General features: G+C 54.0%; 21 protein-coding genes and 1 riboswitch. Of the genes, 10 read left to right on the top strand and 11 right to left on the bottom strand.

Features of this window, described 5'->3' with window-relative positions:
- Window positions 1-64: 64 nt before the first annotated feature.
- The 4 genes from rplJ (at window position 65) to rpoC (ending at window position 9643) form a co-directional block, all read left to right on the top strand.
- Window positions 65-562 (top strand): 50S ribosomal protein L10, encoded by a 498-nt coding sequence (gene rplJ, locus MUU46_RS00460; protein WP_110512489.1) that lies wholly within the window; start codon window positions 65-67, stop codon window positions 560-562.
- A gap of 66 nt (window positions 563-628) precedes the next feature.
- Window positions 629-994, top strand: a complete 366-nt coding sequence (rplL, locus tag MUU46_RS00455) for a 50S ribosomal protein L7/L12 (RefSeq protein ID WP_159761997.1) — start codon at window positions 629-631, stop codon at window positions 992-994.
- A gap of 320 nt (window positions 995-1314) precedes the next feature.
- The gene (gene rpoB, locus MUU46_RS00450; RefSeq protein ID WP_159761998.1) at window positions 1315-5343 is read left to right on the top strand and encodes a DNA-directed RNA polymerase subunit beta; all 4029 of its coding nucleotides are present in this window, start codon (window positions 1315-1317) and stop codon (window positions 5341-5343) included.
- A 76-nt stretch (window positions 5344-5419) separates the two neighbouring features.
- Window positions 5420-9643: a DNA-directed RNA polymerase subunit beta' gene (gene rpoC, locus MUU46_RS00445; protein ID WP_159761999.1), complete on the top strand. Its 4224-nt coding sequence runs from the start codon at window positions 5420-5422 to the stop codon at window positions 9641-9643.
- Between the two features lie 122 nt (window positions 9644-9765).
- On the opposite strand, the gene MUU46_RS00440 is transcribed toward rpoC, so the two are convergent.
- The 9 genes from MUU46_RS00440 to rsd form a co-directional block, all read right to left on the bottom strand.
- Window positions 9766-10083 carry a PTS lactose/cellobiose transporter subunit IIA gene (locus tag MUU46_RS00440; protein ID WP_110512493.1) on the bottom strand — a complete coding sequence of 106 codons (318 nt, stop codon included), beginning with the start codon at window positions 10081-10083 and terminating at the stop codon, window positions 9766-9768.
- A 3-nt stretch (window positions 10084-10086) separates the two neighbouring features.
- Complete coding sequence (locus tag MUU46_RS00435) at window positions 10087-10392, bottom strand: PTS sugar transporter subunit IIB (RefSeq protein WP_110512494.1); 306 nt, start codon at window positions 10390-10392, stop codon at window positions 10087-10089.
- 676 nt (window positions 10393-11068) lie between these two features.
- Complete coding sequence (gene thiH, locus MUU46_RS00430; protein ID WP_258964471.1) at window positions 11069-12196, bottom strand: 2-iminoacetate synthase ThiH; 1128 nt, start codon at window positions 12194-12196, stop codon at window positions 11069-11071.
- Complete coding sequence (gene thiG / locus MUU46_RS00425) at window positions 12196-12963, bottom strand: thiazole synthase (protein WP_159762002.1); 768 nt, start codon at window positions 12961-12963, stop codon at window positions 12196-12198. The genes thiH and thiG overlap by 1 nt, the downstream gene beginning before the upstream one ends.
- A 1-nt stretch (window position 12964) precedes the next feature.
- A complete protein-coding gene (gene thiS, locus MUU46_RS00420; RefSeq protein WP_258964470.1) occupies window positions 12965-13165 on the bottom strand; it encodes a sulfur carrier protein ThiS in 201 nt (66 codons plus the stop codon).
- Window positions 13149-13904, bottom strand: coding sequence for a HesA/MoeB/ThiF family protein (locus MUU46_RS00415; RefSeq protein WP_258964469.1), 756 nt, complete (start codon window positions 13902-13904; stop codon window positions 13149-13151). The genes thiS and MUU46_RS00415 overlap by 17 nt, the downstream gene beginning before the upstream one ends.
- Entirely contained in the window at window positions 13897-14532 is a 636-nt protein-coding gene (thiE, locus tag MUU46_RS00410; RefSeq protein WP_258964468.1) for a thiamine phosphate synthase, read from the bottom strand. The genes MUU46_RS00415 and thiE overlap by 8 nt, the downstream gene beginning before the upstream one ends.
- Window positions 14532-16427: a phosphomethylpyrimidine synthase ThiC gene (gene thiC / locus MUU46_RS00405; RefSeq protein ID WP_159762006.1), complete on the bottom strand. Its 1896-nt coding sequence runs from the start codon at window positions 16425-16427 to the stop codon at window positions 14532-14534. Before thiC ends, thiE begins: the two co-directional genes overlap by 1 nt.
- 179 nt (window positions 16428-16606) lie before the next feature.
- Window positions 16607-16707, bottom strand: a riboswitch (TPP riboswitch).
- Between the two features lie 53 nt (window positions 16708-16760).
- Window positions 16761-17264: a sigma D regulator gene (gene rsd, locus MUU46_RS00400; protein ID WP_258964467.1), complete on the bottom strand. Its 504-nt coding sequence runs from the start codon at window positions 17262-17264 to the stop codon at window positions 16761-16763.
- A 96-nt stretch (window positions 17265-17360) separates the two neighbouring features.
- Here rsd and nudC point away from each other — a divergent pair, with 96 nt between their 5' ends.
- The 6 genes from nudC to MUU46_RS00370 all read left to right on the top strand — a co-directional run bounded on the left by nudC (window position 17361) and on the right by MUU46_RS00370 (window position 21716).
- A complete protein-coding gene (gene nudC, locus MUU46_RS00395) occupies window positions 17361-18134 on the top strand; it encodes an NAD(+) diphosphatase (RefSeq protein ID WP_159762008.1) in 774 nt (257 codons plus the stop codon).
- Window positions 18135-18173: 39 nt separating this feature from the next.
- A complete protein-coding gene (gene hemE, locus MUU46_RS00390; protein WP_258964466.1) occupies window positions 18174-19238 on the top strand; it encodes a uroporphyrinogen decarboxylase in 1065 nt (354 codons plus the stop codon).
- A gap of 9 nt (window positions 19239-19247) precedes the next feature.
- Window positions 19248-19919, top strand: coding sequence for a deoxyribonuclease V (gene nfi, locus MUU46_RS00385; protein WP_258964465.1), 672 nt, complete (start codon window positions 19248-19250; stop codon window positions 19917-19919).
- 42 nt (window positions 19920-19961) lie between these two features.
- Window positions 19962-20552 (top strand): YjaG family protein, encoded by a 591-nt coding sequence (locus tag MUU46_RS00380; RefSeq protein WP_125355507.1) that lies wholly within the window; start codon window positions 19962-19964, stop codon window positions 20550-20552.
- 186 nt (window positions 20553-20738) lie between these two features.
- Window positions 20739-21011: a nucleoid-associated protein HU-alpha gene (hupA, locus tag MUU46_RS00375; RefSeq protein WP_159762011.1), complete on the top strand. Its 273-nt coding sequence runs from the start codon at window positions 20739-20741 to the stop codon at window positions 21009-21011.
- 12 nt (window positions 21012-21023) lie between these two features.
- Entirely contained in the window at window positions 21024-21716 is a 693-nt protein-coding gene (locus MUU46_RS00370) for a DUF1481 domain-containing protein (RefSeq protein ID WP_159762014.1), read from the top strand.
- Window positions 21717-21758: 42 nt separating this feature from the next.
- Here the strand turns inward: MUU46_RS00370 and purD are convergent, their stop codons facing one another.
- Window positions 21759-23051, bottom strand: coding sequence for a phosphoribosylamine--glycine ligase (gene purD, locus MUU46_RS00365; RefSeq protein WP_258964464.1), 1293 nt, complete (start codon window positions 23049-23051; stop codon window positions 21759-21761).
- Window positions 23052-23066: 15 nt separating this feature from the next.
- Entirely contained in the window at window positions 23067-24656 is a 1590-nt protein-coding gene (gene purH / locus MUU46_RS00360; RefSeq protein WP_258964463.1) for a bifunctional phosphoribosylaminoimidazolecarboxamide formyltransferase/IMP cyclohydrolase, read from the bottom strand.
- Window positions 24657-25041: the final 385 nt, after the last annotated feature.

Raw genomic sequence — 25041 nt, 5'->3', positions numbered from 1 at the left:
TTCGTTGGAAAGAGTGAAGTGAGTTCCAGAGATAATCTCTGGCAAACATCCAGGAGCAAAGCTAATGGCTTTAAATCTTCAAGACAAACAAGCGATTGTTGCTGAAGTCAGCGAAGTAGCCAAAGGTGCGCTGTCTGCAGTAGTTGCGGATTCCCGTGGCGTTACTGTAGACAAAATGACCGAACTGCGTAAAGCAGGCCGTGAAGCTGGCGTATACATGCGTGTTGTTCGTAACACCCTGCTGCGCCGCGTCGTTGAAGGTTCTCAGTTTGAGTGCCTGAAAGACACGTTTGTTGGTCCGACCCTGATTGCATATTCTATGGAACACCCGGGCGCAGCTGCTCGTCTGTTCAAAGATTTCGCGAAAGCGAATGCAAAATTTGAGGTCAAAGCCGCAGCCTTTGAAGGTGAGTTGATCCCGGCATCGCAAATCGATCGCCTGGCTACACTGCCAACCTACGACGAAGCAATTGCACGCCTGATGGCAACCATGAAAGAAGCTTCGGCTGGCAAACTGGTTCGCACTCTGGCTGCTGTACGCGATGCGAAAGAAGCTGCTTAATCGCAGTTATCTTTATAACGCATTGGCTTACGTATAAACTAATTCTGATTTTCAGGAACAATTTAAATGTCTATCACTAAAGATCAAATCATTGAAGCAGTATCCGCTATGTCTGTAATGGACGTTGTAGAACTGATCTCTGCAATGGAAGAAAAATTCGGTGTTTCCGCTGCTGCCGCTGTAGCTGTTGCTGCAGGCCCAGCTGAAGCTGCTGAAGAAAAAACTGAATTCGACGTAATTCTGAAAGCTATCGGCGCTAACAAAGTTGCAGTTATCAAAGCTGTGCGTGGCGCAACTGGCCTGGGTCTGAAAGAAGCTAAAGACCTCGTTGAATCTGCTCCAGCCGCTCTGAAAGAAGGCGTGAGCAAAGATGACGCAGAATCACTGAAAAAAGCTCTGGAAGAAGCTGGCGCAGAAGTTGAAGTTAAATAAGCCAACCTTTCCGGTTGCAGCCTGAGTAATTAGGCTGATGGCTGGTGACTTTTTAGTCACCAGCCTTTTTGCGCTGTAAGGCGCCAGTAGCATTTCACACTGTTTGACTGCTGGCTGTCCTGACAATGCATGTTTCTATCGACGACTTAATATATTGCGACAGGGTGCTCGCCTTGTGTAAACCGCAATGAAATGGTTTAAGCGTGATAGCAACAGGTATTGCGGAAAGTATTCCATTTTCCGGTCCACAAAATAGTGTTGCATAAACTGCCCCTCTAATGGGCAGAGTCGGTCGACTTGTCAGCGAGCTGAGGAACCCTATGGTTTACTCCTATACCGAGAAAAAACGTATTCGTAAGGATTTTGGTAAACGTCCACAAGTTCTGGACATACCTTATCTCCTTTCTATCCAGCTTGACTCGTTCCAGAAGTTCATCGAGCAAGATCCTGAAGGTCAGTATGGTCTCGAAGCGGCTTTCCGTTCCGTGTTCCCGATCGCGAGCTACAGCGGCAATTCAGAGCTGCAGTATGTGAGCTATCGTCTGGGCGAGCCTGTATTTGACGTTAAAGAATGTCAGATTCGCGGCGTGACCTATTCCGCTCCCCTGCGCGTTAAACTGCGTCTGGTGATTTATGAGCGTGAAGCGCCGGAAGGCACAGTAAAAGACATTAAAGAACAAGAAGTGTACATGGGCGAAATTCCGCTCATGACCGATAACGGTACCTTCGTCATCAACGGTACTGAGCGTGTTATCGTTTCTCAGTTGCACCGTAGCCCGGGCGTCTTCTTTGACAGCGATAAGGGTAAAACCCACTCTTCGGGTAAAGTGCTTTATAACGCACGTATCATCCCTTACCGTGGTTCTTGGCTGGACTTCGAGTTCGATCCGAAAGACAACCTGTTTGTCCGTATCGACCGTCGTCGTAAGCTGCCTGCGACCATCATCCTGCGTGCGCTGAGTTACACCACAGAGCAGATCCTTGATCTGTTCTTCGAAAAAGTTATTTTCGAAATCCGTGATAACAAGCTGCAGATGGAACTCATTCCTGAGCGTCTGCGTGGTGAAACTGCCACCTTCGACATCGAAGCAAACGGTAAGGTGTACATCGAGAAAGCTCGTCGTATCACCGCCCGCCACATTCGCCAGCTGGAAAAAGATGACATTAAACTCATCGAAGTTCCGGTTGAGTATATCGCTGGCAAAGTGGCTGCAAAAGACTACGTCGATGCGTCCACTGGCGAGCTGATCTGCCCGGCGAACATGGAGCTGAGCCTGGATCTGCTGGCTAAGCTGAGCCAGTCTGGTCACAAGCGTATCGAGACGCTGTTCACCAACGACCTGGATCACGGCGCATACATGTCCGAGACCATTCGTGTTGACCCAACCAACGACCGCTTAAGCGCGCTGGTTGAGATCTACCGTATGATGCGTCCTGGTGAGCCACCAACTCGCGAAGCGGCTGAAAACCTGTTTGAGAACCTGTTCTTCTCCGAAGACCGCTATGACTTGTCTGCGGTTGGTCGTATGAAGTTCAACCGTTCTCTGCTGCGTGATGAAATCGAAGGTTCAGGCATCCTGAGCAAAGACGACATCATCCAGGTTATGCGTAAACTGATCGGTATTCGTAACGGCCAGGGCGAAGTGGATGATATCGACCACCTCGGCAACCGTCGTATCCGTTCCGTTGGCGAAATGGCGGAAAACCAGTTCCGTGTTGGCTTGGTGCGTGTAGAGCGTGCGGTGAAAGAACGTCTGTCTCTGGGCGATCTCGATACCTTGATGCCTCAGGACATGATCAATGCCAAGCCGATTTCGGCGGCGGTGAAAGAGTTCTTTGGTTCCAGCCAGCTGTCTCAGTTTATGGACCAGAACAACCCGTTGTCTGAAATCACGCACAAGCGTCGTATTTCTGCCCTCGGCCCAGGCGGTCTGACCCGTGAACGTGCGGGCTTCGAAGTTCGAGACGTACACCCGACTCACTATGGTCGCGTATGTCCAATCGAAACGCCTGAAGGTCCAAACATCGGTCTGATCAACTCACTGTCCGTGTACGCACAGACGAACGAATACGGTTTCCTCGAGACTCCGTACCGTAAAGTGACTGACGGTGCTGTGACCGACGAAATTCACTACCTGTCTGCTATCGAAGAAGGTAACTACGTCATTGCTCAGGCGAACTCCAACCTGGATGACGAAAACCACTTTGAAGAAGACTTGGTTACTTGTCGTAGCAAAGGCGAATCAAGTCTGTTCAGCCGTGACCAGGTTGACTACATGGACGTTTCCACTCAACAGGTGGTTTCCGTCGGTGCGTCCCTGATCCCGTTCCTGGAACACGATGATGCTAACCGTGCATTGATGGGTGCGAACATGCAACGTCAAGCGGTTCCAACTCTGCGTGCTGATAAGCCGCTGGTTGGTACCGGTATGGAACGTGCTGTAGCGGTTGACTCCGGCGTAACCGCCGTTGCCAAACGTGGCGGTACCGTTCAGTACGTGGATGCGTCCCGTATCGTTATCAAAGTTAACGAAGACGAGATGTACCCGGGCGAAGCAGGTATCGACATCTATAACCTGACCAAATACACCCGTTCTAACCAGAACACCTGCATCAACCAGATGCCGTGTGTAAACCTGGGCGAACCAATTGAGCGCGGCGACGTGCTGGCAGATGGCCCGTCCACCGACCTCGGTGAGCTGGCGCTCGGTCAGAACATGCGCGTAGCGTTCATGCCGTGGAACGGCTACAACTTCGAAGACTCCATCTTGGTCTCCGAGCGTGTGGTTCAGGAAGATCGTTTCACCACGATTCACATTCAGGAACTGGCATGTGTGTCCCGCGACACCAAGCTGGGGCCAGAAGAGATCACCGCTGACATCCCTAACGTGGGTGAAGCTGCGCTCTCTAAACTTGATGAATCCGGTATCGTCTACATCGGTGCGGAAGTGACCGGCGGCGATATTCTGGTTGGTAAGGTAACGCCTAAAGGTGAAACCCAGCTGACGCCAGAAGAGAAACTGCTGCGTGCAATCTTCGGTGAGAAAGCGTCTGACGTTAAAGACTCTTCTCTGCGCGTACCAAACGGTGTTTCCGGTACGATTATCGACGTTCAGGTCTTTACCCGCGATGGCGTGGAAAAAGACAAACGTGCGCTGGAAATCGAAGAGATGCAGCTGAAGCAGGCGAAGAAAGACCTGTCTGAAGAATTGCAGATCCTCGAAGCTGGCCTGTTTAGCCGTATCTACGCTGTGCTGGTTGCCGGTGGTGTTGAAGCTGAGAAGCTCGACAAACTGCCACGCGATCGCTGGCTGGAACTCGGTCTGACCGACGAAGCGAAACAAAATCAGCTGGAACAGCTGGCTGAACAGTACGACGAACTGAAGCACGAGTTCGAGAAGAAACTCGAAGCGAAACGCCGCAAAATCACTCAGGGCGACGATCTGGCACCAGGCGTGCTGAAGATTGTTAAGGTGTATCTGGCCGTTAAACGTCAGATCCAGCCTGGTGATAAAATGGCGGGTCGTCACGGTAACAAGGGTGTTATCTCTAAGATCAACCCGATCGAAGATATGCCGCACGATGCTAACGGTACGCCGGTAGACATCGTACTGAACCCGCTGGGTGTACCGTCTCGTATGAACATCGGTCAGATCCTGGAAACTCACCTGGGTATGGCTGCCAAAGGCATCGGCGAGAAAATCAACGCCATGTTGAAGCAGCAAGAAGAAGTCGCGAAACTGCGCGAATTCATCCAGCGTGCCTACGATCTGGGTACCGACATTCGTCAGAAAGTCGACCTGAGCACCTTCACCGATGACGAAGTTCTGCGTCTGGCTGATAACCTGAAAAAAGGTATGCCAATCGCGACTCCGGTCTTCGATGGTGCGAAAGAGTCAGAAATCAAAGAGCTCCTGGAGCTCGGCGGTCTGCCTTCTTCCGGTCAGATTACACTGTTCGATGGTCGTACCGGTGAGCAGTTTGAGCGTCAGGTAACCGTAGGTTACATGTACATGCTGAAACTGAACCACTTGGTCGATGACAAGATGCACGCTCGTTCCACCGGTTCTTATAGCCTCGTTACTCAGCAGCCGCTGGGTGGTAAGGCACAGTTCGGTGGTCAGCGCTTCGGTGAGATGGAAGTGTGGGCGCTGGAAGCATATGGCGCAGCATACACCCTGCAGGAAATGCTCACCGTTAAGTCTGATGACGTGAATGGTCGTACTAAGATGTATAAAAACATCGTGGACGGCAACCATCAGATGGAACCGGGCATGCCGGAATCCTTCAACGTATTGTTGAAAGAAATCCGTTCGCTGGGTATCAACATCGAACTGGAAGACGAGTAACTCTCGCTCAAACAGGTCACTGGTGCCGGGGTAATACCCGGCGCCAGATTGTGCTAACTCCGACGGGAGCAAATCCGTGAAAGACTTATTAAAGTTTCTGAAAGCGCAAACTAAAACCGAAGAGTTTGATGCGATCAAAATTGCTCTGGCATCGCCAGACATGATCCGTTCATGGTCTTTCGGTGAAGTGAAAAAGCCGGAAACCATCAACTACCGTACGTTCAAACCTGAACGTGACGGTCTCTTCTGCGCCCGTATTTTTGGGCCGGTAAAAGACTATGAGTGCTTGTGCGGTAAGTACAAGCGCCTGAAACACCGTGGTGTTATCTGTGAGAAGTGCGGCGTTGAAGTGACCCAAACCAAAGTGCGTCGTGAGCGCATGGGCCACATTGAGCTGGCGTCTCCGACTGCCCACATCTGGTTCCTGAAATCTCTGCCGTCCCGTATCGGTCTTCTGCTCGATATGCCACTGCGTGATATCGAACGCGTACTGTACTTCGAATCTTATGTTGTTATCGAAGGCGGCATGACCAACCTGGAACGCAATCAGATCCTGACTGAAGAGCAGTATCTGGATGCGCTGGAAGAGTTTGGTGACGAATTCGACGCGAAGATGGGTGCGGAAGCTATCCAGGCCCTGCTGAAGAGCATGGATCTGGAGCAAGAGTGTGAAACTCTTCGCGAAGAGCTGAATGAAACCAACTCTGAAACCAAGCGTAAAAAGCTGACCAAGCGTATCAAACTGCTGGAAGCGTTCGTTCAGTCTGGTAACAAACCAGAGTGGATGATCCTGACAGTTCTGCCGGTTCTGCCGCCAGATCTGCGTCCATTAGTTCCGCTGGACGGCGGTCGTTTCGCAACGTCGGATCTGAACGATCTGTATCGTCGCGTTATCAACCGTAACAACCGTTTGAAACGCCTGCTGGATCTGGCTGCGCCAGATATCATCGTACGTAACGAAAAACGTATGTTGCAGGAAGCGGTTGATGCCTTGCTGGATAACGGTCGTCGCGGTCGTGCGATCACCGGTTCTAACAAGCGTCCTCTGAAATCTTTGGCCGATATGATCAAAGGTAAACAGGGTCGTTTCCGTCAGAACCTGCTCGGTAAGCGTGTTGACTACTCCGGTCGTTCTGTAATCACCGTAGGTCCATACCTGCGTCTGCATCAGTGCGGTCTGCCTAAGAAAATGGCACTGGAACTGTTCAAACCGTTCATCTACGGCAAGCTGGAACTGCGTGGCCTGGCCACCACCATCAAAGCCGCTAAGAAAATGGTTGAGCGCGAAGAAGCTGTCGTTTGGGATATCCTGGACGAAGTTATCCGCGAACACCCGGTACTGCTGAACCGTGCACCAACTCTGCACCGTTTGGGTATCCAGGCGTTTGAACCGGTTCTGATCGAAGGTAAAGCAATTCAGCTGCACCCGCTGGTTTGTGCGGCATATAACGCCGACTTCGATGGTGACCAGATGGCTGTTCACGTACCGCTGACGCTGGAAGCCCAGCTCGAAGCGCGTGCGCTGATGATGTCTACTAACAACATCCTGTCACCTGCGAACGGCGAGCCAATCATCGTTCCTTCTCAGGACGTTGTATTGGGTCTGTACTACATGACCCGTGACTGTGTTAACGCCAAAGGCGAAGGCATGGTGCTGACTGGCCCTAAAGAAGCAGAGCGTATCTATCGCGCTGGCTTGGCCTCTCTGCATGCGCGCGTTAAAGTGCGTATTACCGAATACGAAAAAGACGCTCAGGACGAGTTTGTTGCGAAAACCAGCATCATCGATACGACCGTGGGTCGTGCGATTCTGTGGATGATCGTACCGAAAGGTCTGCCTTTCTCCATCGTCAACCAGGCGCTGGGCAAGAAAGCTATCTCCAAAATGCTGAACACCTGTTACCGCATTCTGGGCCTGAAGCCGACCGTTATCTTTGCTGACCAGACCATGTACACCGGTTTTGCCTATGCAGCGCGCTCAGGTGCGTCCGTAGGTATCGACGACATGGTTATCCCAGAGAAGAAACATGAGATCATCTCTGAAGCAGAAGCTGAAGTTGCTGAGATCCAGGAGCAGTTCCAGTCTGGTCTGGTAACCGCGGGCGAACGCTACAACAAAGTTATCGATATCTGGGCTGCGGCGAACGATCGTGTTTCCAAAGCGATGATGGATAACCTGCAGACTGAAACCGTCATTAACCGTGACGGCGTTGAAGAGCAGCAGGTTTCCTTCAACAGCATCTACATGATGGCCGACTCCGGTGCGCGTGGTTCTGCAGCACAGATTCGTCAGCTGGCAGGTATGCGTGGTCTGATGGCGAAGCCGGATGGCTCCATCATCGAAACGCCAATCACCGCGAACTTCCGTGAAGGTCTGAACGTACTCCAGTACTTCATCTCCACTCACGGTGCTCGTAAAGGTCTGGCGGATACCGCACTGAAAACAGCGAACTCCGGTTATCTGACGCGTCGTCTGGTTGACGTTGCACAGGATCTGGTTGTTACCGAAGACGATTGTGGCACCCTCGAAGGTATCACCATGACCCCGGTTATCGAGGGTGGTGATGTTAAAGAGCCGCTGCGTGATCGTGTTCTGGGCCGTGTGACTGCAGAAGACATTCTGAAGCCGGGTACCGCGGACATTCTTGTTCCGCGTAACACGCTGCTGCACGAACACTGGTGTGACCTGCTCGAAGCTAACTCTGTTGACTCCGTGAAGGTTCGCTCTGTTGTATCTTGTGACACCGATTTTGGTGTATGTGCGCACTGCTATGGTCGTGACCTGGCGCGTGGCCACATCATCAACAAAGGTGAAGCAGTTGGTGTTATCGCGGCACAGTCCATCGGTGAACCGGGTACACAGCTGACGATGCGTACGTTCCACATCGGTGGTGCGGCATCTCGTGCGGCTGCTGAATCCAGCATTCAGGTGAAAAACAAGGGTAGCATCAAGCTGTCTAATGCCAAGTCGGTTGTTAACTCCGCTGGTAAGCTGGTTGTGACCTCTCGTAACACCGAGCTGAAACTGATCGACGAATTCGGTCGTACCAAAGAAAGCTATAAAGTGCCTTACGGTGCTGTTATGGGCAAAGGCGATGGTGAGCAGGTTGCTGGCGGCGAGACCGTAGCAAACTGGGATCCGCATACCATGCCGGTTATCACTGAAGTGTCTGGTTTCATTCGCTTCACTGACATGGTCGACGGCCAGACGATTACTCGTCAGACCGACGAACTGACCGGTCTGTCTTCCCTGGTGGTTCTGGATTCTGCAGAACGTACCGCCGGTGGTAAAGACCTGCGTCCTGCACTGAAAATCATCGATGCCAAAGGCAACGACGTTCTGATCCCGGGCACTGATATGCCGGCTCAGTACTTCCTGCCAGGTAAAGCGATTGTTCAGTTGGATGATGGCACTCAGATTCACTCTGGTGACGCGCTGGCGCGTATTCCTCAGGAATCCAGTGGTACCAAGGACATCACCGGTGGTCTGCCACGCGTTGCGGATCTGTTCGAAGCTCGTCGTCCGAAAGAGCCGGCAATTCTGGCAGAAATCAGCGGTATCATTTCCTTCGGTAAAGAAACCAAAGGTAAACGCCGTCTGGTGATCTCCCCGATTGATGGCAGCGATGCGTACGAAGAGATGATTCCGAAATGGCGTCAGCTCAACGTGTTCGAAGGTGAGCGCGTAGAACGCGGTGACGTAGTGTCCGATGGCCCAGAAGCGCCACACGACATTCTGCGTCTGCGTGGTGTTCACGCGGTGACTCGTTATATCACTAACGAAGTGCAGGAAGTTTACCGTCTGCAAGGCGTTAAGATTAACGATAAGCACATCGAAGTTATCGTGCGTCAGATGCTGCGTAAAGCAACCATCGCGAATGCAGGCAGCTCCGACTTCCTCGAAGGTGAGCAGGTTGAATACTCCCGCGTTAAGATCGCTAACCGCGATCTGGAAGCGGGTGGCAAAATCAGCGCAACTTATGCGCGTGATCTGCTGGGTATCACCAAAGCGTCCTTGGCTACCGAGTCGTTCATCTCTGCGGCATCGTTCCAGGAGACCACTCGCGTACTGACCGAAGCAGCCGTTGCGGGCAAACGCGATGAACTGCGCGGTCTGAAAGAGAACGTCATCGTGGGTCGTCTGATCCCAGCGGGTACCGGTTACGCGTACCATCAGGATCGTATCCGTCGCCGTGCTGCGGGTGATGCACCTGCCGCACCGCAGGTGACTGCTGAAGATGCGTCTGCCAGCCTGGCAGAACTGCTGAACGCAGGCCTCGGCGGCTCCGACAACGATTAATCGTTGCTGATAACGCTAAATAAAAACCCGCTTCGGCGGGTTTTTTTATGGCTGTCGTTTGGCGACAAAAACAAAAATGCCCGCATCGCGGGCATCTTGTCTGACTGAGGTCAATCGTATTATTAGTTTACCAGCGGCAGGCGGCGGTACAGTTCAATCATATCGCCCGCCAGATCCTGAATCACCATTGCGTTCATCAGGTGATCCTGAGAATGAACGGTAATCAGGTTAACCGGCAGTTTGCCTGTACCTTCGTCGAGGCCAATCAGCTGGGTTTGAATGGTGTGCGCATGTTTCACAAATTCACGCGACTCAACCATTGACTGCTCCGCTGCAGCAAAATCACCTTTACGAGCGAGCTGCAGTGCGGTTAATGCAGAACTACGTGCAGCACCGGCATTTACCAGTAGCTCCATGATAATCGTTTCTAAATCTTCCACATCTCACTCCATCAGCTTGAGGGCTTTCTCAAGAACGACATCGCCTTTCATCATGCCGTAATCCATCATATCGATAACCGCGACTTTCTTACCCAGCGGCTCGGCCTGTGCCTGGAGTTTAGCCAGTTCATACTTGACCTGTGGTCCCAGCAGCACGATATCTGCTGCGTCGATGTTGTCTTTAAATTCGGCAACAGGGACTGCTTTGATAGTGACTTCGACGCCTTTCTTCTGAGCCGCGTCTTTCATACGTTGAACCAGCATGCTGGTAGACATGCCTGCTGCACAGCATAAAACAATGTTCTTCATAACTCGCCCTCATGGTCCTTGATGCTCCATCTTTATCGCGTGACGCGGCATTCAACAACCGCTTTACGGTGATTGTGTGTAAGCCATCACAAAGATAGCCGCAAAAGAATGAAACCGGTTACAGTTTGGCTGGTGCTGACAAAATAGCCTGCCGTAGCGGGTTTATACAAAAAGAAGGGATTACGTCGGACTGCAGCGCAGAATCTGGTTTTTGCCTTGCCGTTTGGCTTTATAACGTGTTTCGTCAACCTTGATTATCAGCTGATCCACGGGCTCCATATTCCCATTCACCAAGCCCGCTACTGAACATGACGTGCAAACTGCCTCACGCCAGGTACGAACGGCAACTTTTTCATACCGGAGCCGGTTGATGGGGGGCGAACTCGCTTTTAGCGCAATCCATGTTTGCTCGTGGAGCGCGCATGTAGTGCCCGTTGGTGCCGGCAAGCGAGACAGAAGATTCTCTCGGCATCAACACAAGCAACTATTCATGCCATGTATATGCGTAACATAAACGGCTGAAGGCAGGGCGGAAGGGGGAGGAACAACCGCCCTGGTCAACAACCTTTGCTGACCAGGGCAGCGTACGGCGTAAAGAATGCCGCAACAACGCGTAATGATCGGCTTTGCGTGGACGCTTCAGCGCCTTTTATGCCGACTGATAATCGTTACCATATTATTGCGAGGAACGCCCCAGCCAGCTGTCCCAATCTTTCCAGACAGGCTGCAAACCGTGTGCGATTAACGCCTGAGCGACCTCTTGCGGACGGCGTCCATCATGCGGCGAAAACTGCTCCAGTTCAGGATGATTGTCGGCATAGCCGCCGGGCTGCGTTTTGGAAAATGCGCTGACGTTATTGATGGCGATGGGGATCACCCGATCGCGAAACGCTGGCGATTCACGGGTCGACAGTGATAGCTCAATGTCTGGCGACAACAGGCGAAACGCGCAGATGGTTTGTACCAACTGGCGTTCATCCATTAACGATGCGGGTTCAATGCCTCCAGCGCAGGGCCGCAAACGGGGAAACGAGATGGAGTAGCGGCTCTGCCAATAATGCTTCTGTAACCAGAGCAGATGCTCCGCCACCATATAGCAATCCACGCGCCAGCTGTCGGAAAGTCCAATTAGCGCCCCGAGACCGATTTTATCAATCCCCGCTTTACCCAATCTGTCGGGCGTTTCCAGTCTCCAGATGAAATCCTGTTTGTTGCCTTTCAGATGATGTCGCGCATACATCGTCTCGTGATACGTTTCCTGATAGACCATCACGCCATCGAGTCCCAGCGCTTTCAGTTCGGCATACTCAGCCTGCGACAGGGGTTGAACCTCCATCTGCATTGACGAAAATCGGCGGCGAATATCCGGCAGATGGCGACGAAAATAATCCATACCCACTTTCGCCTGATGCTCGCCGGTGACCAAAAGCAGATGCTCAAAGCCCATCGCGCGGATCGCCTCGCATTCTCGGCTAATTTCCAGTGAATCCAGTGTCTTGCGCTTGATACGGTTGCTCATTGAAAAGCCGCAGTAGGTGCAGTCGTTGGCACAGAGATTCGACAGATACAGTGGAACGTAGAAACTGACGGTATTGCCAAAACGCTGGCGGGTCAGCTGCTGTGCCCGCTGGGCAAGCGGCTCAAGATACGCATCGGCCGCAGGGGAGAGCAGGGCAATGAAATGGTCTCGGGTGAGCTGACGAGCAGCGAGGGCCCGCTCCACGTCCACCGCCGTTTTACTGTGGATTTTCAGTCGTATGTCATCCCAGTCTAGCTGTCGCCAGCGTTCAGTGAAGGTGGCCATCACAACGCCTCCAGAAAACCGGTCAGCGGGCTGGTGGCCTGAGCCTGCCTGCTTCTGGCTCCTGGCCCAGCCTCACGTGCCAACACGCCTGCTTCTACCGCAAGGCGAAAGGCGATGGCCATCTGAACGGGAGAATCTGCCACTGCAATCGCTGTATTGACCAACACCGCATCAGCCCCCATTTCCAGCGCCTGCGCGGCATGGCTCGGCACGCCAATCCCCGCATCCACAACCACTGGAACCGTTGCCTGCGCAATAATGATTTCCAGCATCGCCCGGGTTTCTAGCCCCTGATTTGAACCAATCGGTGCGCCCAGCGGCATCACCGCCGCGCAGCCGACTTCCTCAAGACGTTTGCACAGGACCGGATCGGCACCGCAGTAAGGCAGGACCACAAACCCTTCTTTTACCAGCAATTCCGCAGCCTTCAGCGTTTCGATCGGATCCGGCAACAGCCAGCGGGCATCAGGATGAATTTCCAGTTTGAGCCAGTTCGTGCCCAGCGCCTCGCGCGCCAGACGGGCGGCAAACACGGCTTCTTCCGCCGTTTTGGCGCCGGATGTATTCGGCAAAAGTGAAACGCCAGCATCCTGCAGCGGCTGGAGAATGGCATCATTATGCTGACGAAGGTTAATGCGCTTCATCGCCAGTGTGACCAGTTGGCTGCCAGAGGCCCGAATGGAATCGACCATCAACTCAGGTGACGCAAATTTCCCGGTGCCGGTGAACAGGTGTGATTCAAAGGTTTTATCGGCAATATGTAACATGTCAGCCTCCGGCGATGACCTGAAAAAGCAGGAGCGCATCGCCTTCCTGCAACGAACGTTCCGCCCATTGGGCGCGCGGCAAAATCTGCTGGTTGAGCGCCAGCGCGACGCCGGGTTTGTCCTGGCCGAGCTGTGTCAGCAGCGCAGCCACGTGCAGTCCGGTTTCACATTTCACGTGCTCATCGTTAACCAGAATATGCATCAGCGCCTCCGCATACCGGGCAATCTACTGAGCGCGTTCGGGTCAGCGATCGCCAGTTGCCAGAACGCCCATCGAACAGACGCAGGATGTCCTGCGCCGTTTCCATTCCGCTCAGTAATTTGATGGCTTCTAACGCCTGCAACGTGCCCATCACGCCGACAACCGGACCGACGATCCCGGCGGTGCGGCAGTTGCGTTCGGGCTCCAGTTCATCGGGCCACAGGCAGCGATAACAGCCATGCGTCAGTGGCGGGGCGACAACCATCAACTGTCCGCCAAAGCTGACGGCGCTGGCAATGATCAACGGTGTGCCGTGTGCAACGCAGGCGGCGTTGATCGCCTGGCGACTTGCCATCGTATCGGTACAGTCGAGTACCACATCGGCCTGTTGAACCTGCTGGCGAAGTGGCTCCCCGCTGAGGCGCTGATTCAGCGCGATAAGCGTAATATCCGGGTTGAGTTGCGAAAGCCGCCGTCGGGTGGCTTCCGATTTGGGTTGGTCTATATCTGCCGACGTATACAGGATTTGTCGCTGCAAATTACTGATGTGAACGTGGTCATCATCGGCCAGTACGAGCGTGCCGATGCCCGCTCCGGCCAGATACAGCGCTGCTGGTGAGCCCAGACCGCCGAGGCCAATAATCAGCACCCGGCTGGCAAGTAGCTTCTGCTGCCCTTCAATCGCGATATCATCGACCAGGATCTGGCGGCTGTAGCGCATAAACTGGTGGTCATTCATCGCCAGCTCCCGCCATTTCCAGCAGTTGCGCGGTGGCCAACTGCCAGTCCTGCGCCTGAGTAATGGCGCTGACGACCGCAATACTGCCGACACCGGTGGCCAGCACTGATGGGGCGCGTTCGAGGCTGATGCCACCAATTGCCACCGTCGGATAATCATTCAACCGCGCGATGTGTTCGGCCAGCTGCGCCAGCCCTTGCGGGGCTGACGGCATCTGTTTGGTTTGTGTCGGAAAAACGTGGCCCAGCGCGATGTACGACGGTTTCGCCGCCAGCGCTACGTCAATTTCCATATCGTCATGCGTCGAAACGCCGAGCCGCAGGCCTGCGTCACGGATACCATCCAGGTCTGTTACGGCCAAATCTTCCTGGCCGAGATGCACCCCGTAGGCCCGATGTTTCACTGCCAGCCGCCAGTAATCATTGATAAACAGCCGGGCGCGATAGCGGCGGCCCAGAGCAATGGCTGCGATTACGTCTGCTTCCACCTCGTCATCGGTCTTGTCTTTTATGCGCAGCTGGAGCGTGCGCACGCCACTGTCCAGCAAACGCGCAATCCACTCCACGCTGTCGACAACCGGATAAAGGCCCAGGCGCTGCGGCACCGTAGGGAAATCAGGCTGAATCATCAGGCTTCCTCCTTGCGCAGATAGATTTCACCACCTTTGGCGCGAAAATTTTCAGACATATCGGCCATACCCACTTCGATGGTCTGCGCCGCCGCGTAGTCGCGTACTTCCTGGGAGATTTTCATCGAGCAAAACTTCGGCCCGCACATCGAGCAGAAGTGCGCCACTTTGCCGGACTCCTGCGGCAGGGTTTCGTCGTGATAAGCGCGAGCGGTGAACGGATCGAGCGCCAGGTTGAACTGGTCTTCCCAGCGGAATTCAAAGCGCGCTTTTGACATGGCGTTATCGCGGATTTGCGCGCCCGGATGACCCTTCGCGAGGTCAGCTGCGTGAGCGGCAATTTTGTAGGTGATGAGCCCTTGTTTAACATCTTCTTTATTCGGTAAGCCGAGGTGCTCTTTTGGCGTGACGTAGCACAGCATCGCGCAGCCGAACCAGCCAATCATCGCTGCGCCAATCCCGGAAGTGAAATGGTCGTAGCCCGGTGCGATATCGGTGGTTAACGGCCCCAGAGTGTAGAATGGCGCTTCGTGGCAGTGTTCCAGCTCTTCGGTCATGTTGCGGCGGATCATCTGCATTGGCACGTGGCCCGGGCCTTCAATCATCACCTGTACGTCGTATTCCCAGGCGATTTTGGTCAGTTCGCCAAGGGTATGCAGTTCGGCAAACTGTGCTTCATCGTTGGCATCCTGAATTGAGCCAGGGCGCAGGCCGTCGCCCAGCGAGAGGGACACATCGTACGCGGCGCAGATTTCGCAAATCTCGCGGAAATGCTGATACAAAAAGTTTTCCTGATGGTGCGACAGACACCATTTCGCCATGATCGAGCCGCCGCGGGAAACGATGCCGGTCAGGCGTTTGGCGGTCATCGGCACGTAGCGCAGCAGCACGCCCGCGTGAATGGTGAAGTAATCTACACCCTGTTCCGCCTGTTCCAGAAGCGTGTCGCGGAACGCTTCCCATGTCAGGTCTTCGGCAATACCGTTCACCTTCTCCAGCGCCTGATAAATCGGCACTGTGCCAATCGGCACCGGGCTGTTGCGCAGGATCCACTCACGGGTTTCGTGGATGTAGCGCCCGGTGGATAAATCCATCACCGTGTCCGCGCCCCAACGCGTCGACCATACCAGTTTTTCCACTTCTTCTTCGATGGACGACGTGACCGCCGAGTTGCCGATATTGGCGTTAACCTTCACCAGGAAATTGCGGCCGATGATCATCGGTTCAGATTCCGGGTGATTGATGTTGGCTGGAATGATGGCGCGGCCTGCGGCGACTTCATCGCGTACAAATTCAGGGGTGATGTTTTCTGGCAGACGCGCGCCAAAACCTTCGCCTGGATGCTGGTGGCGTAACACTTCGCCGCGAATGCGCTCGCGGCCCATGTTTTCGCGAATGGCAATAAACTCCATTTCAGGGGTGACGATGCCCTGACGGGCGTAGTACAGCTGGGTCACGCATTTGCCCGCGACGGCGCGTTTGGGCGTCAGCAGGCCGGTGAACCGCAGTTCGTCGAGACCGTCGTCGGCCAGACGTTGTTTGGTATAAGCGGAGCTGCGTTCGTCCAACGGTTCGCTGTCATGGCGTGCGTCAATCCACGGCTGGCGCACTTTGGCCAGGCCCTGCTGCACGTTGATCGCAATATCCGGATCGCCATACGGGCCGGAAGTGTCATACACCGGCACGGCTTCGTTTTGTTCGAACTGGGGGTTACCTTTGGCGCCGCCAAGGAGCGTTGGGCTGAGCTGAATTTCGCGCATCGGCACACGAATATCATCGCGAGAACCCTGGAGGTAAATCCGTTTCGAATTGGGGAAAGCCGTACCTTCGAGGGTATCGATAAAGTGTTGGGCGTGTGCACGCTGTTCGCGGCGGGAGAGTTTGGTAGTAGACATAGCGCATTCCAGTGTATGAAGGAAATGGCTTGTCAGACGACGGATGAATCAAGAGGTGCACTTATCATTCAGGCTGTTTCTGCGTTGGCTGCCTTCGTTCACCCCAGGTCACTTATTTGTGTAAGCGCCTGGAGATTCGCTCAGTTGCCGCCTTGATACAACCAGAATGACTGCGTGTACTAAAGGTGACTCTTGTTCCCTTCGCAGGTACTAACCTGATCAGGTTCCGCGGATCCCGAATTAACGGTCTCAGCCCAAATGGGCACTCCGACAAGATAAACCCCCGCCAGCGGCGAGGTGAAGAATGTAAATTACTCGTTAATGCTTAAGAACTCAAGCCGGACGCGCAATCTGATTTTCATCGTTCGCGCTGCCGTTTAGCTTGTTATCCAGTGCCAGCGCAATCAGGCTGTCTTCCAGCGTAAACCGGGCGGCGAGGGCTTCGCCGAGGCTGGATAACGCCCCTTGAAACTCCATGCAATTGTCGTCATCAATGGCGGTTTCCAGGCTGGAATCATACATGTCCATAATTTGCTGAGTGTTGCCTTCGAGTTGCGGATAGAGCTTTGTTGCCGTCAAAAGTGGGTTTTCACCTTTCAATTCGCCGACAATGCGTTCATAAATACTGAAATGGCCGGCGGAGAGATAATCCACCAGGCGCTGACAAAAATCGTCCAGTGCTTTCTCGTTAAGACGCATATACGATCCTTTGCCAGGCTTAATGCCAACCAGATTGTAATAGGCGACGAGCAATTGTTTACGCACCTGGAGCCATTGATCGACAAGTTGGTGGCTGCCGCCGACGCGCTCTGTCAGGCTTTCTAACTGGTTTAGCATGATGGACTCCGCATGTGAAAGAGCAAAACCGGCTCACCCAAAAATGTAAAAGCACTGTTAACAAAGTGCCAGTGAAGCGAAGGTAGTGCAATAGATATGGATCGTATAATTGAAAAATTAGATCGCGGCTGGTGGATAGTCAGTCACGAACAGAAATTATGGCTGCCTGGCGGCGAGTTGCCGCATGGCGAGGCGGAAAAATTCGATCTTGTCGGTCTGAATGCGATGCCTATCGGGGAATGGCAGGGCGAACCCGTGTGGCTGATTCAGCAGGCGCGACGCCAGGATATGGGCACGGTTCGCCAGGTGCTGGATCAGGATGTGGGTTTGTTCCAGCTTGCCGGGCGCGGTGTTCAGCTGACGGAATTTTATCGTTCCCATAAATTCTGCGGATACTGCGGGCACAGCATGCACCCGAGCAAAACCGAATGGGCGATGCTGTGCAGTCACTGCCGCGAGCGTTATTACCCGCAAATTGCGCCGTGCATTATTGTGGCTATCCGCCGTGATGATTCGATTCTGCTGGCCCAGCACACGCGCCATCGCAACGGCGTGCACACGGTGCTGGCGGGGTTTGTTGAAGTCGGGGAAACCCTCGAACAGGCGGTGGCTCGAGAAGTGATGGAAGAGAGCAGCATCCGCGTTAAAAATCTTCGCTATGTGACCTCGCAACCGTGGCCGTTCCCGCAGTCGCTGATGACAGCGTATATGGCTGACTACGATAGTGGCGATATCGTTATCGACCCGAAAGAGCTGATTGAAGCCAACTGGTATCGCTACGACAATCTGCCGTTGCTGCCTCCGCCGGGAACCGTGGCGCGCCGTTTGATTGAAGATACGGTGGCGATGTGTCGGGCAGACTATGAGTGATGGTACACTTCTCGCATGATGCATAAAGGAACTGCAAACATGACCGAACTGAAGAACGATCGTTATCTGCGTGCGCTGATGCGCCAGCCTGTTGATATCACCCCTGTCTGGATGATGAGACAAGCGGGCCGCTATTTGCCGGAGTACAAAGCCACGCGTGCCGAAGCGGGCGATTTTATGTCGCTGTGCAAGAACGCGGAGCTGGCCTGCGAAGTGACGTTGCAGCCACTGCGGCGTTTCCCGCTGGACGCGGCGATCCTCTTCTCGGACATTCTGACGATTCCTGATGCGATGGGCCTGGGCCTGTATTTTGAAACCGGTGAAGGCCCGCGTTTTACTTCCCCGCTGAAAACCAAAGCTGATATCGAAAAGCTGCCAGTGCCGGATCCTGAACAGGAACTGGGCTACGTGATGAACGCGGTACGGACCATTCGCCGAGAACTGAAGGGCGAAGTGCCGCTGATTGGTTTCTCCGGCAGCCCGTGGACGCTGGCCACTTACATGGTTGAAGGTGGCAGCAGTAAAGCGTTTACCGTTATCAAGAAGATGATGTATGCCGATCCGCAGGCGCTGCATTTGCTGCTCGATAAGCTGGCGAAAAGCGTCACGTTGTATCTGAACGCGCAAATCAAAGCCGGGGCGCAATCGGTGATGATTTTCGACACCTGGGGCGGCGTGCTGACCGGGCGTGATTATCAGCAGTTCTCCCTCTACTACATGCACAAAATTATTGATGGCCTGCTGCGTGAAAACGAAGGTCATCGCGTGCCGGTAACACTGTTTACCAAAGGCGGCGGGCAATGGCTGGAAGCGATGGCAGAAACCGGCTGCGATGCGCTGGGCCTCGACTGGACCACGGATATTGCCGATGCGCGTCGTCGCGTGGGGCATAAAGTTGCGCTGCAAGGCAATATGGATCCGTCGATGCTGTACGCGCAGCCTGCACGCATTGAAGAAGAAGTGGCGACCATTCTGGCTGGATTTGGCGAGGGAGAAGGCCACGTGTTCAACCTTGGGCATGGCATCCATCAGGATGTTCCACCGGAACACGCGGGCGCATTCGTTGACGCTGTGCACCGCCTGTCGCCGCAGTATCACCGCTAAGGGCGAAGCATGGATCTGGCGGATCTTCGTGAACAACAGCGGGCGTTAGCATTGTCCGTGATCCGCGAGGATCGTTTTTCTGCAGATCCTCCGAGGCTCATCGGCGGTGCAGATGTGGGATTCGAGCAGGGTGGCGAGATAACCCGCGCGGCCATCGTCCTGCTGACCTATCCGGACCTCGAATTGGTGGAATACCAGATAGCGCGTATTCCTACCACCATGCCTTACATCCCTGGCTTCCTGTCATTCCGTGAATATCCCGCGCTGCTGACGGCGTGGGAACAACTTTCTCGTAAACCTGACCTGCTGTTTGTCGATGGTCACGGGATTTCCCATCCGCGGCGTTTGGGTGTCGCCAGCCACTTTGGTTTGTTAGTGGACGTTCCAACGATTGGCGTGGCGAAAAAACGCCTGTGCGGCAAGTTCGAACCGCTGTCTGCCGAACCGGGCGCACTGGCACCACTGATGGATAAACAGGAACAACTGGGTTGGGTCTGGCGCAGCAAAGTGCGCTGTAATCCGCTGTTTATCGCCACCGGACATCGCGTCAGCCAGGACAGCGCGTTGGCGTGGGTTCAGCGCTGCACGCAGGGATATCGCCTACCGGAACCCACCCGCTGGGCCGATGCGGTTGCCTCCGAAAGGCCCGCCTTCCTGCGTTGGCAAGCAATTCAGCCCTGATTCAGGTAAACTGCCGCTAATTAACGCATTCGAGAGCTCATCATGTTACAAAACCCGATTCATCTGCGCCTTGAGAAGCTGGAAAGCTGGCAGCATGTGACCTTCATGGCTTGCCTGTGCGAGCGCATGTATCCGAACTACGCCATGTTCTGTCAGCAGACTGAATTTACTGATGGGCAGATTTATCGTCGTATTCTCGATCTTATCTGGGAAACCCTGACTGTGAAGGACGCCAAGGTAAACTTCGACAGCCAGCTCGAAAAGCTGGAAGAAGCGATCCCGGTTGCGGATGATTTCGACATGTACGGTGTGTACCCGGCAATTGACGCCTGCGTGGCGTTGAGTGAACTGGTGCATTCGCGTCTGAGTGGTGAAACCCTCGAGCACGCCATTGAAGTCAGCAAGTCTTCGATCACTACCGTCGCGATGCTTGAAATGACCCAAGCCGGTCGCGAAATGACAGATGAAGAGCTGAAAGAAAATCCAGCAGTTGAGCAGGAATGGGACATCCAGTGGGAAATTTTCAGACTTCTGGCAGAGTGCGAAGAACGCGATCTTGAACTGATAAAAGGGCTGCGCGCGGACCTTCGTGAGGCTGGTGAGAGTAATATCGGGATAAATTTTAATCAATGAAGCCACAAAACGTGACATTCAGTCCGAATTGTCGTGCCTGAAGGCTTCACATCTGCCCCCCGTCTGGTCTACATTTGGAAGGCGAAAAAAAGTGGCTATCGGTGCGTGTATGCAGGAGAGTGCTTTTTTGGCATTTCCGTCGCACTCGATGCTTAGCAAGCGATAAACACATTGTAAGGATAACATATGAACAAGACTCAACTGATTGATGTAATTGCGGACAAGGCTGACCTGTCAAAAGCACAGGCTAAATCTGCCCTGGAATCTACTCTGGCTGCAATTACTGAGTCTCTGAAAGAAGGTGATGCTGTACAACTGGTTGGTTTCGGTACCTTCAAAGTGAACCACCGCGCTGAGCGTACTGGCCGCAACCCGCAGACCGGTAATGAAATCAAAATCGCCGCAGCTAACGTGCCGGCATTTGTTTCTGGCAAAGCTCTGAAAGACGCAGTTAAGTAAGACCGCGTGCCGGTGAACAGTTTTAACGAAGGGGCGGTATCGCCCCTTTTGTCTATCTGGCGTCGCGCATTGATGCTGGCTGGCGTGTTGCTGCTGTCTGCCTGTAGCCACAATTCGTCTCTGCCGCCATTTACTGCCAGCGGTTATGCAGACAACCAAGGCGCAGTGCGCATTTGGCGTAAAGATTCCGACAATGAAACCCATATGCTCGCGGCATTCAGCCCGTGGCGCAGCGGGAACACGTCAACCAGCGAATACCGCTGGCAGGGCGATACGCTCTCTCTGATTGAACTTAATATCTACAGTAAGCCGCCGGAACACATTCGCGTGCGTTTTGATGACCACGGCGATCTGAGCTTTATGCAGCGTGAAGTCAACGGGCAAAAACAGCAGCTTTCAAACGACCAGATAGCGTTATATCGCTACCAGGCACAGCAAATCCGCCAGACCAGCGATGCACTGCGTCAGGGCCGTGTGGTACTGCGTCAGGGACGCTGGCATGCAAATCACACCGTGACGACTTGCGAAGGGCAGACGATTAAGCCTGATTTAGAAGTGCATGCAATAAGTCACATCGAACGACGACAGAGTCATTCATCGGTGGAAGTGAGCGTGGCGTGGCTGGAAGCGCCGGAAGGTTCGCAGCTGTTGCTGGTGGCAAATGAAGATTTCTGCACCTGGCAGCCGACGGAAAAGAGCTTCTAAGCAGAATGCCCTCTCCGCGCGGGAAAGGGCGAATTATCAGGATTACTTGCCTTGCTCACGCGCAATCGCGCGGTAACCAATATCTTTCCGACTGAAACAGCCTTCCCAGTGAATATCCTGCATTAACTGGTAAGCCCGTTTCTGTGCATCGGCCACGGTTTCACCCAAGGCCGTGACGCAAAGGACGCGACCGCCGTTAGTCAATACGCGGTCGTCATTCGACAGCGTAGTTCCAGCCTGGAACACTTTCCCGCCTTCAACTTCTTCCAGCGGCAGACCGTGAATTTCGTCGCCGTTGCGATAGTTGCCAGGATATCCTCCCGCGGCCATCACCACACCAAGCGATGCGCGTGGATCCCAGCGGGACGTTTTCTCATCCAGTTTGCCTTCGCAGGCCGCGAGGCACAATTCAACCAGGTCAGACTGCAGGCGCAGCATAATAGGCTGTGTTTCCGGGTCGCCGAAACGGCAGTTGAACTCGATAACCTTCGGATTGCCTTCTTTATCAATCATCAGTCCGGCATACAGGAAGCCGGTATAGATGTTGCCTTCCGCCGCCATGCCGCGCACGGTTGGCCAGATAACGCGATCCATGGTGCGCTGATGAACGTTGTCGGTCACCACTGGAGCCGGAGAATACGCACCCATGCCACCGGTATTTGGCCCGGTATCGCCATCGCCTACGCGTTTATGATCCTGGCTGGTGGCCATTGGCAGTACATTCTCGCCATCGACCATCACGATAAAGCTGGCTTCTTCACCATCGAGAAACTCTTCAATTACGATCCGGTGGCCCGCATCGCCAAACGCATTACCCGCCAGCATGTCGTGGACCGCAGCTTCGGCTTCTTCCAGCGTCATTGCGACAATCACGCCTTTACCCGCGGCCAGACCATCGGCTTTGATAACGATCGGCGCACCTTTCTCGCGCAAATAAACCAGCGCGGGTTCAACCTCGGTAAAATTCTGGTATTCAGCCGTTGGGATCTTATGGCGTGCCAGGAAGTCTTTGGTGAACGCCTTGGAACCTTCCAACTGTGCCGCGGCTTGCGTTGGGCCGAAAATGGTCAGGCCCGCGTTGCGGAATGCATCAACGACACCCAGCACCAGCGGCGTTTCCGGACCAACGATAGTCAGGCCAATCTTTTCACTTAGAGCAAAGTCCAGCAGCGCCGGAATATCGGTGGCGCTAATCGCCACGTTTTGCAGCGTCGGCTCAAGTGCGGTGCCCGCATTACCCGGTGCTACGAATACGGTCTCAACCAGCGACGACTGTGCCGCTTTCCACGCCAGGGCGTGTTCACGCCCGCCGTTACCAATTACTAAAACTTTCATCGTCTGCTCCGGGAATTAATGGCGGAAGTGGCGCATGTCAGTGAAGATCATCGCGATGCCGTGTTCATCAGCCGCAGCGATGACTTCTTCATCACGGATGGAACCGCCAGGCTGTATAACGCAAGTCACGCCTACGGATGCCGCGGCATCAATACCATCGCGGAACGGGAAGAAGGCATCGGACGCCATCGCGGAGCCTTTGACTTCCAGGCCTTCATCGGCAGCTTTAATCCCGGCAATCTTCGCGGAGTACACACGGCTCATCTGACCGGCGCCTATACCAATGGTCATGTTCTCTTTGGCATAAACGATGGCGTTAGATTTAACGAACTTGGCCACTTTCCAGCAGAACAACGCGTCACGCAGTTCCTGTTCGCTGGGCTGTCGTTTGCTGACCACGCGCAGTTCACCCGCTGTCACCATGCCCAAATCGCGGTCCTGAACCAGAAGGCCACCGTTAACACGTTTGAAATCAAGACCGGCCAGGCGGGTATCCCACTGGCCGCAGGTCAGCACGCGGACGTTTTGTTTCGCTGCGGTGATTTTCAGCGCGTCTTCAGACGCTGATGGCGCAATGATCACTTCCACAAACTGGCGGGAGATGATGGACTGCGCTGTTTCGGCATCCAGTTCGCGGTTAAAGGCAATAATGCCGCCGAATGCAGAAGTCGGGTCGGTTTTGTATGCGCGATCGTAGGCATCCAGAATGGAGTCGCTAACCGCCACACCGCATGGGTTGGCGTGCTTGACGATCACACAGGCCGGTTCGCTGAATTCCTTCACACATTCCAGGGCGGCATCGGTATCGGCGATGTTGTTATAGGAAAGCGCTTTGCCCTGCACCTGTTGTGCGGTAGCGACGGACGCTTCCTTTATTTCTTCTTCTATATAGAAGGCAGCCTGCTGATGGCTGTTTTCACCGTAGCGCATATCCTGCTTCTTAATGAAGTTCAGGTTGAGGGTACGCGGGAAGCGACCGGCTGGTTGTTTGGTTTCACCGTGGTAGGCCGGGACCAGGCTGCCGAAGTAGTTGGCAATCATGCTGTCGTAGGCTGCGGTGTGTTCGAAGGATTTAATCGCGAGATCGAAACGAGTTTCGAGAGAGAGGGAGCCTTCCTGAGCATCCATCTCACTAATAATAGAAGCGTAGTCGCTACTCTTTACTACGATCGCCACATCTTTATGGTTCTTGGCAGCAGAGCGAACCATCGTTGGGCCACCAATATCGATATTCTCAACCGCATCTTCCAGAGAGCAGCCGTCGCGGGCAACGGCCTGGGCGAACGGGTAAAGGTTAACGACAACCATATCGATAGGGGCAATCCCGTGTGCTTCCATAATGGAATCATCCTGACCGCGACGGCCGAGGATCCCACCATGTACTTTCGGGTGCAGCGTCTTAACGCGTCCGTCCATCATTTCAGGGAAACCGGTGTAATCGGAAACTTCGGTAACCGGCAAACCTTCATTTGCTAACAGGCGAGCGGTTCCGCCGGTAGACAGCAGCTCCACACCACGTGCGGAAAGTGCCTGTGCGAATTCGACGATACCGGCTTTATCAGAAACGCTGAGTAAAGCGCGGCGGACTGGACGACGTTGTTGCATGGTAAATCCCCTGGATTTGACGATTACAGAGAGCGTTAGCTGAATTTTTACCGAAAAACTCAGCTAACGCCCCTCACGGGGCATCCTTGTTTTAGCGCGGGCATTGTAACGAAAACGTTTGCGCAACGCTCGCGAATTTTTGGGTTTTCTCACGTTTGTGGATAACTCTGTGTGTAAATGGGTATAAAGCGGGGTTTTGCTGTGGAATGCAGCAGTCAGTCATTTTTCTGTCATTTAGGTATTGCGGTACCATCAGAACTCCCTATAATGCGCCTCCATCGACACGGAACATGTGAACAACTTCACAGTGTACCGGCGGCGATGAGAGTTAAAAATCCTGAAATTAAGGGTTGACTCTGAAAGAGGAAAGCGTAGTATACGCCAC

It is taken from the genome of Scandinavium tedordense (assembly GCF_024764965.1).
GTDB classification, from domain to species: domain Bacteria; phylum Pseudomonadota; class Gammaproteobacteria; order Enterobacterales; family Enterobacteriaceae; genus Scandinavium; species Scandinavium tedordense.
Note: the sequence above shows the minus strand (reverse complement) of the source record. Positions and strands in the feature narration are given on the sequence as shown.

Coding starts and splice junctions, on each gene's coding strand:
- rplJ (WP_110512489.1), top strand. CDS start 65: ATGGCTTTAAATCTTCAAGACAAACAAGCGATTGTTGCTGAAGTCAGC.
- rplL (WP_159761997.1), top strand. CDS start 629: ATGTCTATCACTAAAGATCAAATCATTGAAGCAGTATCCGCTATGTCT.
- rpoB (WP_159761998.1), top strand. CDS start 1,315: ATGGTTTACTCCTATACCGAGAAAAAACGTATTCGTAAGGATTTTGGT.
- MUU46_RS00435 (WP_110512494.1), bottom strand. CDS start 10,392: ATGAAGAACATTGTTTTATGCTGTGCAGCAGGCATGTCTACCAGCATG.
- thiH (WP_258964471.1), bottom strand. CDS start 12,196: ATGGCCACCTTCACTGAACGCTGGCGACAGCTAGACTGGGATGACATA.
- thiG (WP_159762002.1), bottom strand. CDS start 12,963: ATGTTACATATTGCCGATAAAACCTTTGAATCACACCTGTTCACCGGC.
- thiS (WP_258964470.1), bottom strand. CDS start 13,165: ATGCATATTCTGGTTAACGATGAGCACGTGAAATGTGAAACCGGACTG.
- MUU46_RS00415 (WP_258964469.1), bottom strand. CDS start 13,904: ATGAATGACCACCAGTTTATGCGCTACAGCCGCCAGATCCTGGTCGAT.
- thiE (WP_258964468.1), bottom strand. CDS start 14,532: ATGATTCAGCCTGATTTCCCTACGGTGCCGCAGCGCCTGGGCCTTTAT.
- thiC (WP_159762006.1), bottom strand. CDS start 16,427: ATGTCTACTACCAAACTCTCCCGCCGCGAACAGCGTGCACACGCCCAA.
- rsd (WP_258964467.1), bottom strand. CDS start 17,264: ATGCTAAACCAGTTAGAAAGCCTGACAGAGCGCGTCGGCGGCAGCCAC.
- nudC (WP_159762008.1), top strand. CDS start 17,361: ATGGATCGTATAATTGAAAAATTAGATCGCGGCTGGTGGATAGTCAGT.
- hemE (WP_258964466.1), top strand. CDS start 18,174: ATGACCGAACTGAAGAACGATCGTTATCTGCGTGCGCTGATGCGCCAG.
- nfi (WP_258964465.1), top strand. CDS start 19,248: ATGGATCTGGCGGATCTTCGTGAACAACAGCGGGCGTTAGCATTGTCC.
- MUU46_RS00380 (WP_125355507.1), top strand. CDS start 19,962: ATGTTACAAAACCCGATTCATCTGCGCCTTGAGAAGCTGGAAAGCTGG.
- hupA (WP_159762011.1), top strand. CDS start 20,739: ATGAACAAGACTCAACTGATTGATGTAATTGCGGACAAGGCTGACCTG.
- purD (WP_258964464.1), bottom strand. CDS start 23,051: ATGAAAGTTTTAGTAATTGGTAACGGCGGGCGTGAACACGCCCTGGCG.
- purH (WP_258964463.1), bottom strand. CDS start 24,656: ATGCAACAACGTCGTCCAGTCCGCCGCGCTTTACTCAGCGTTTCTGAT.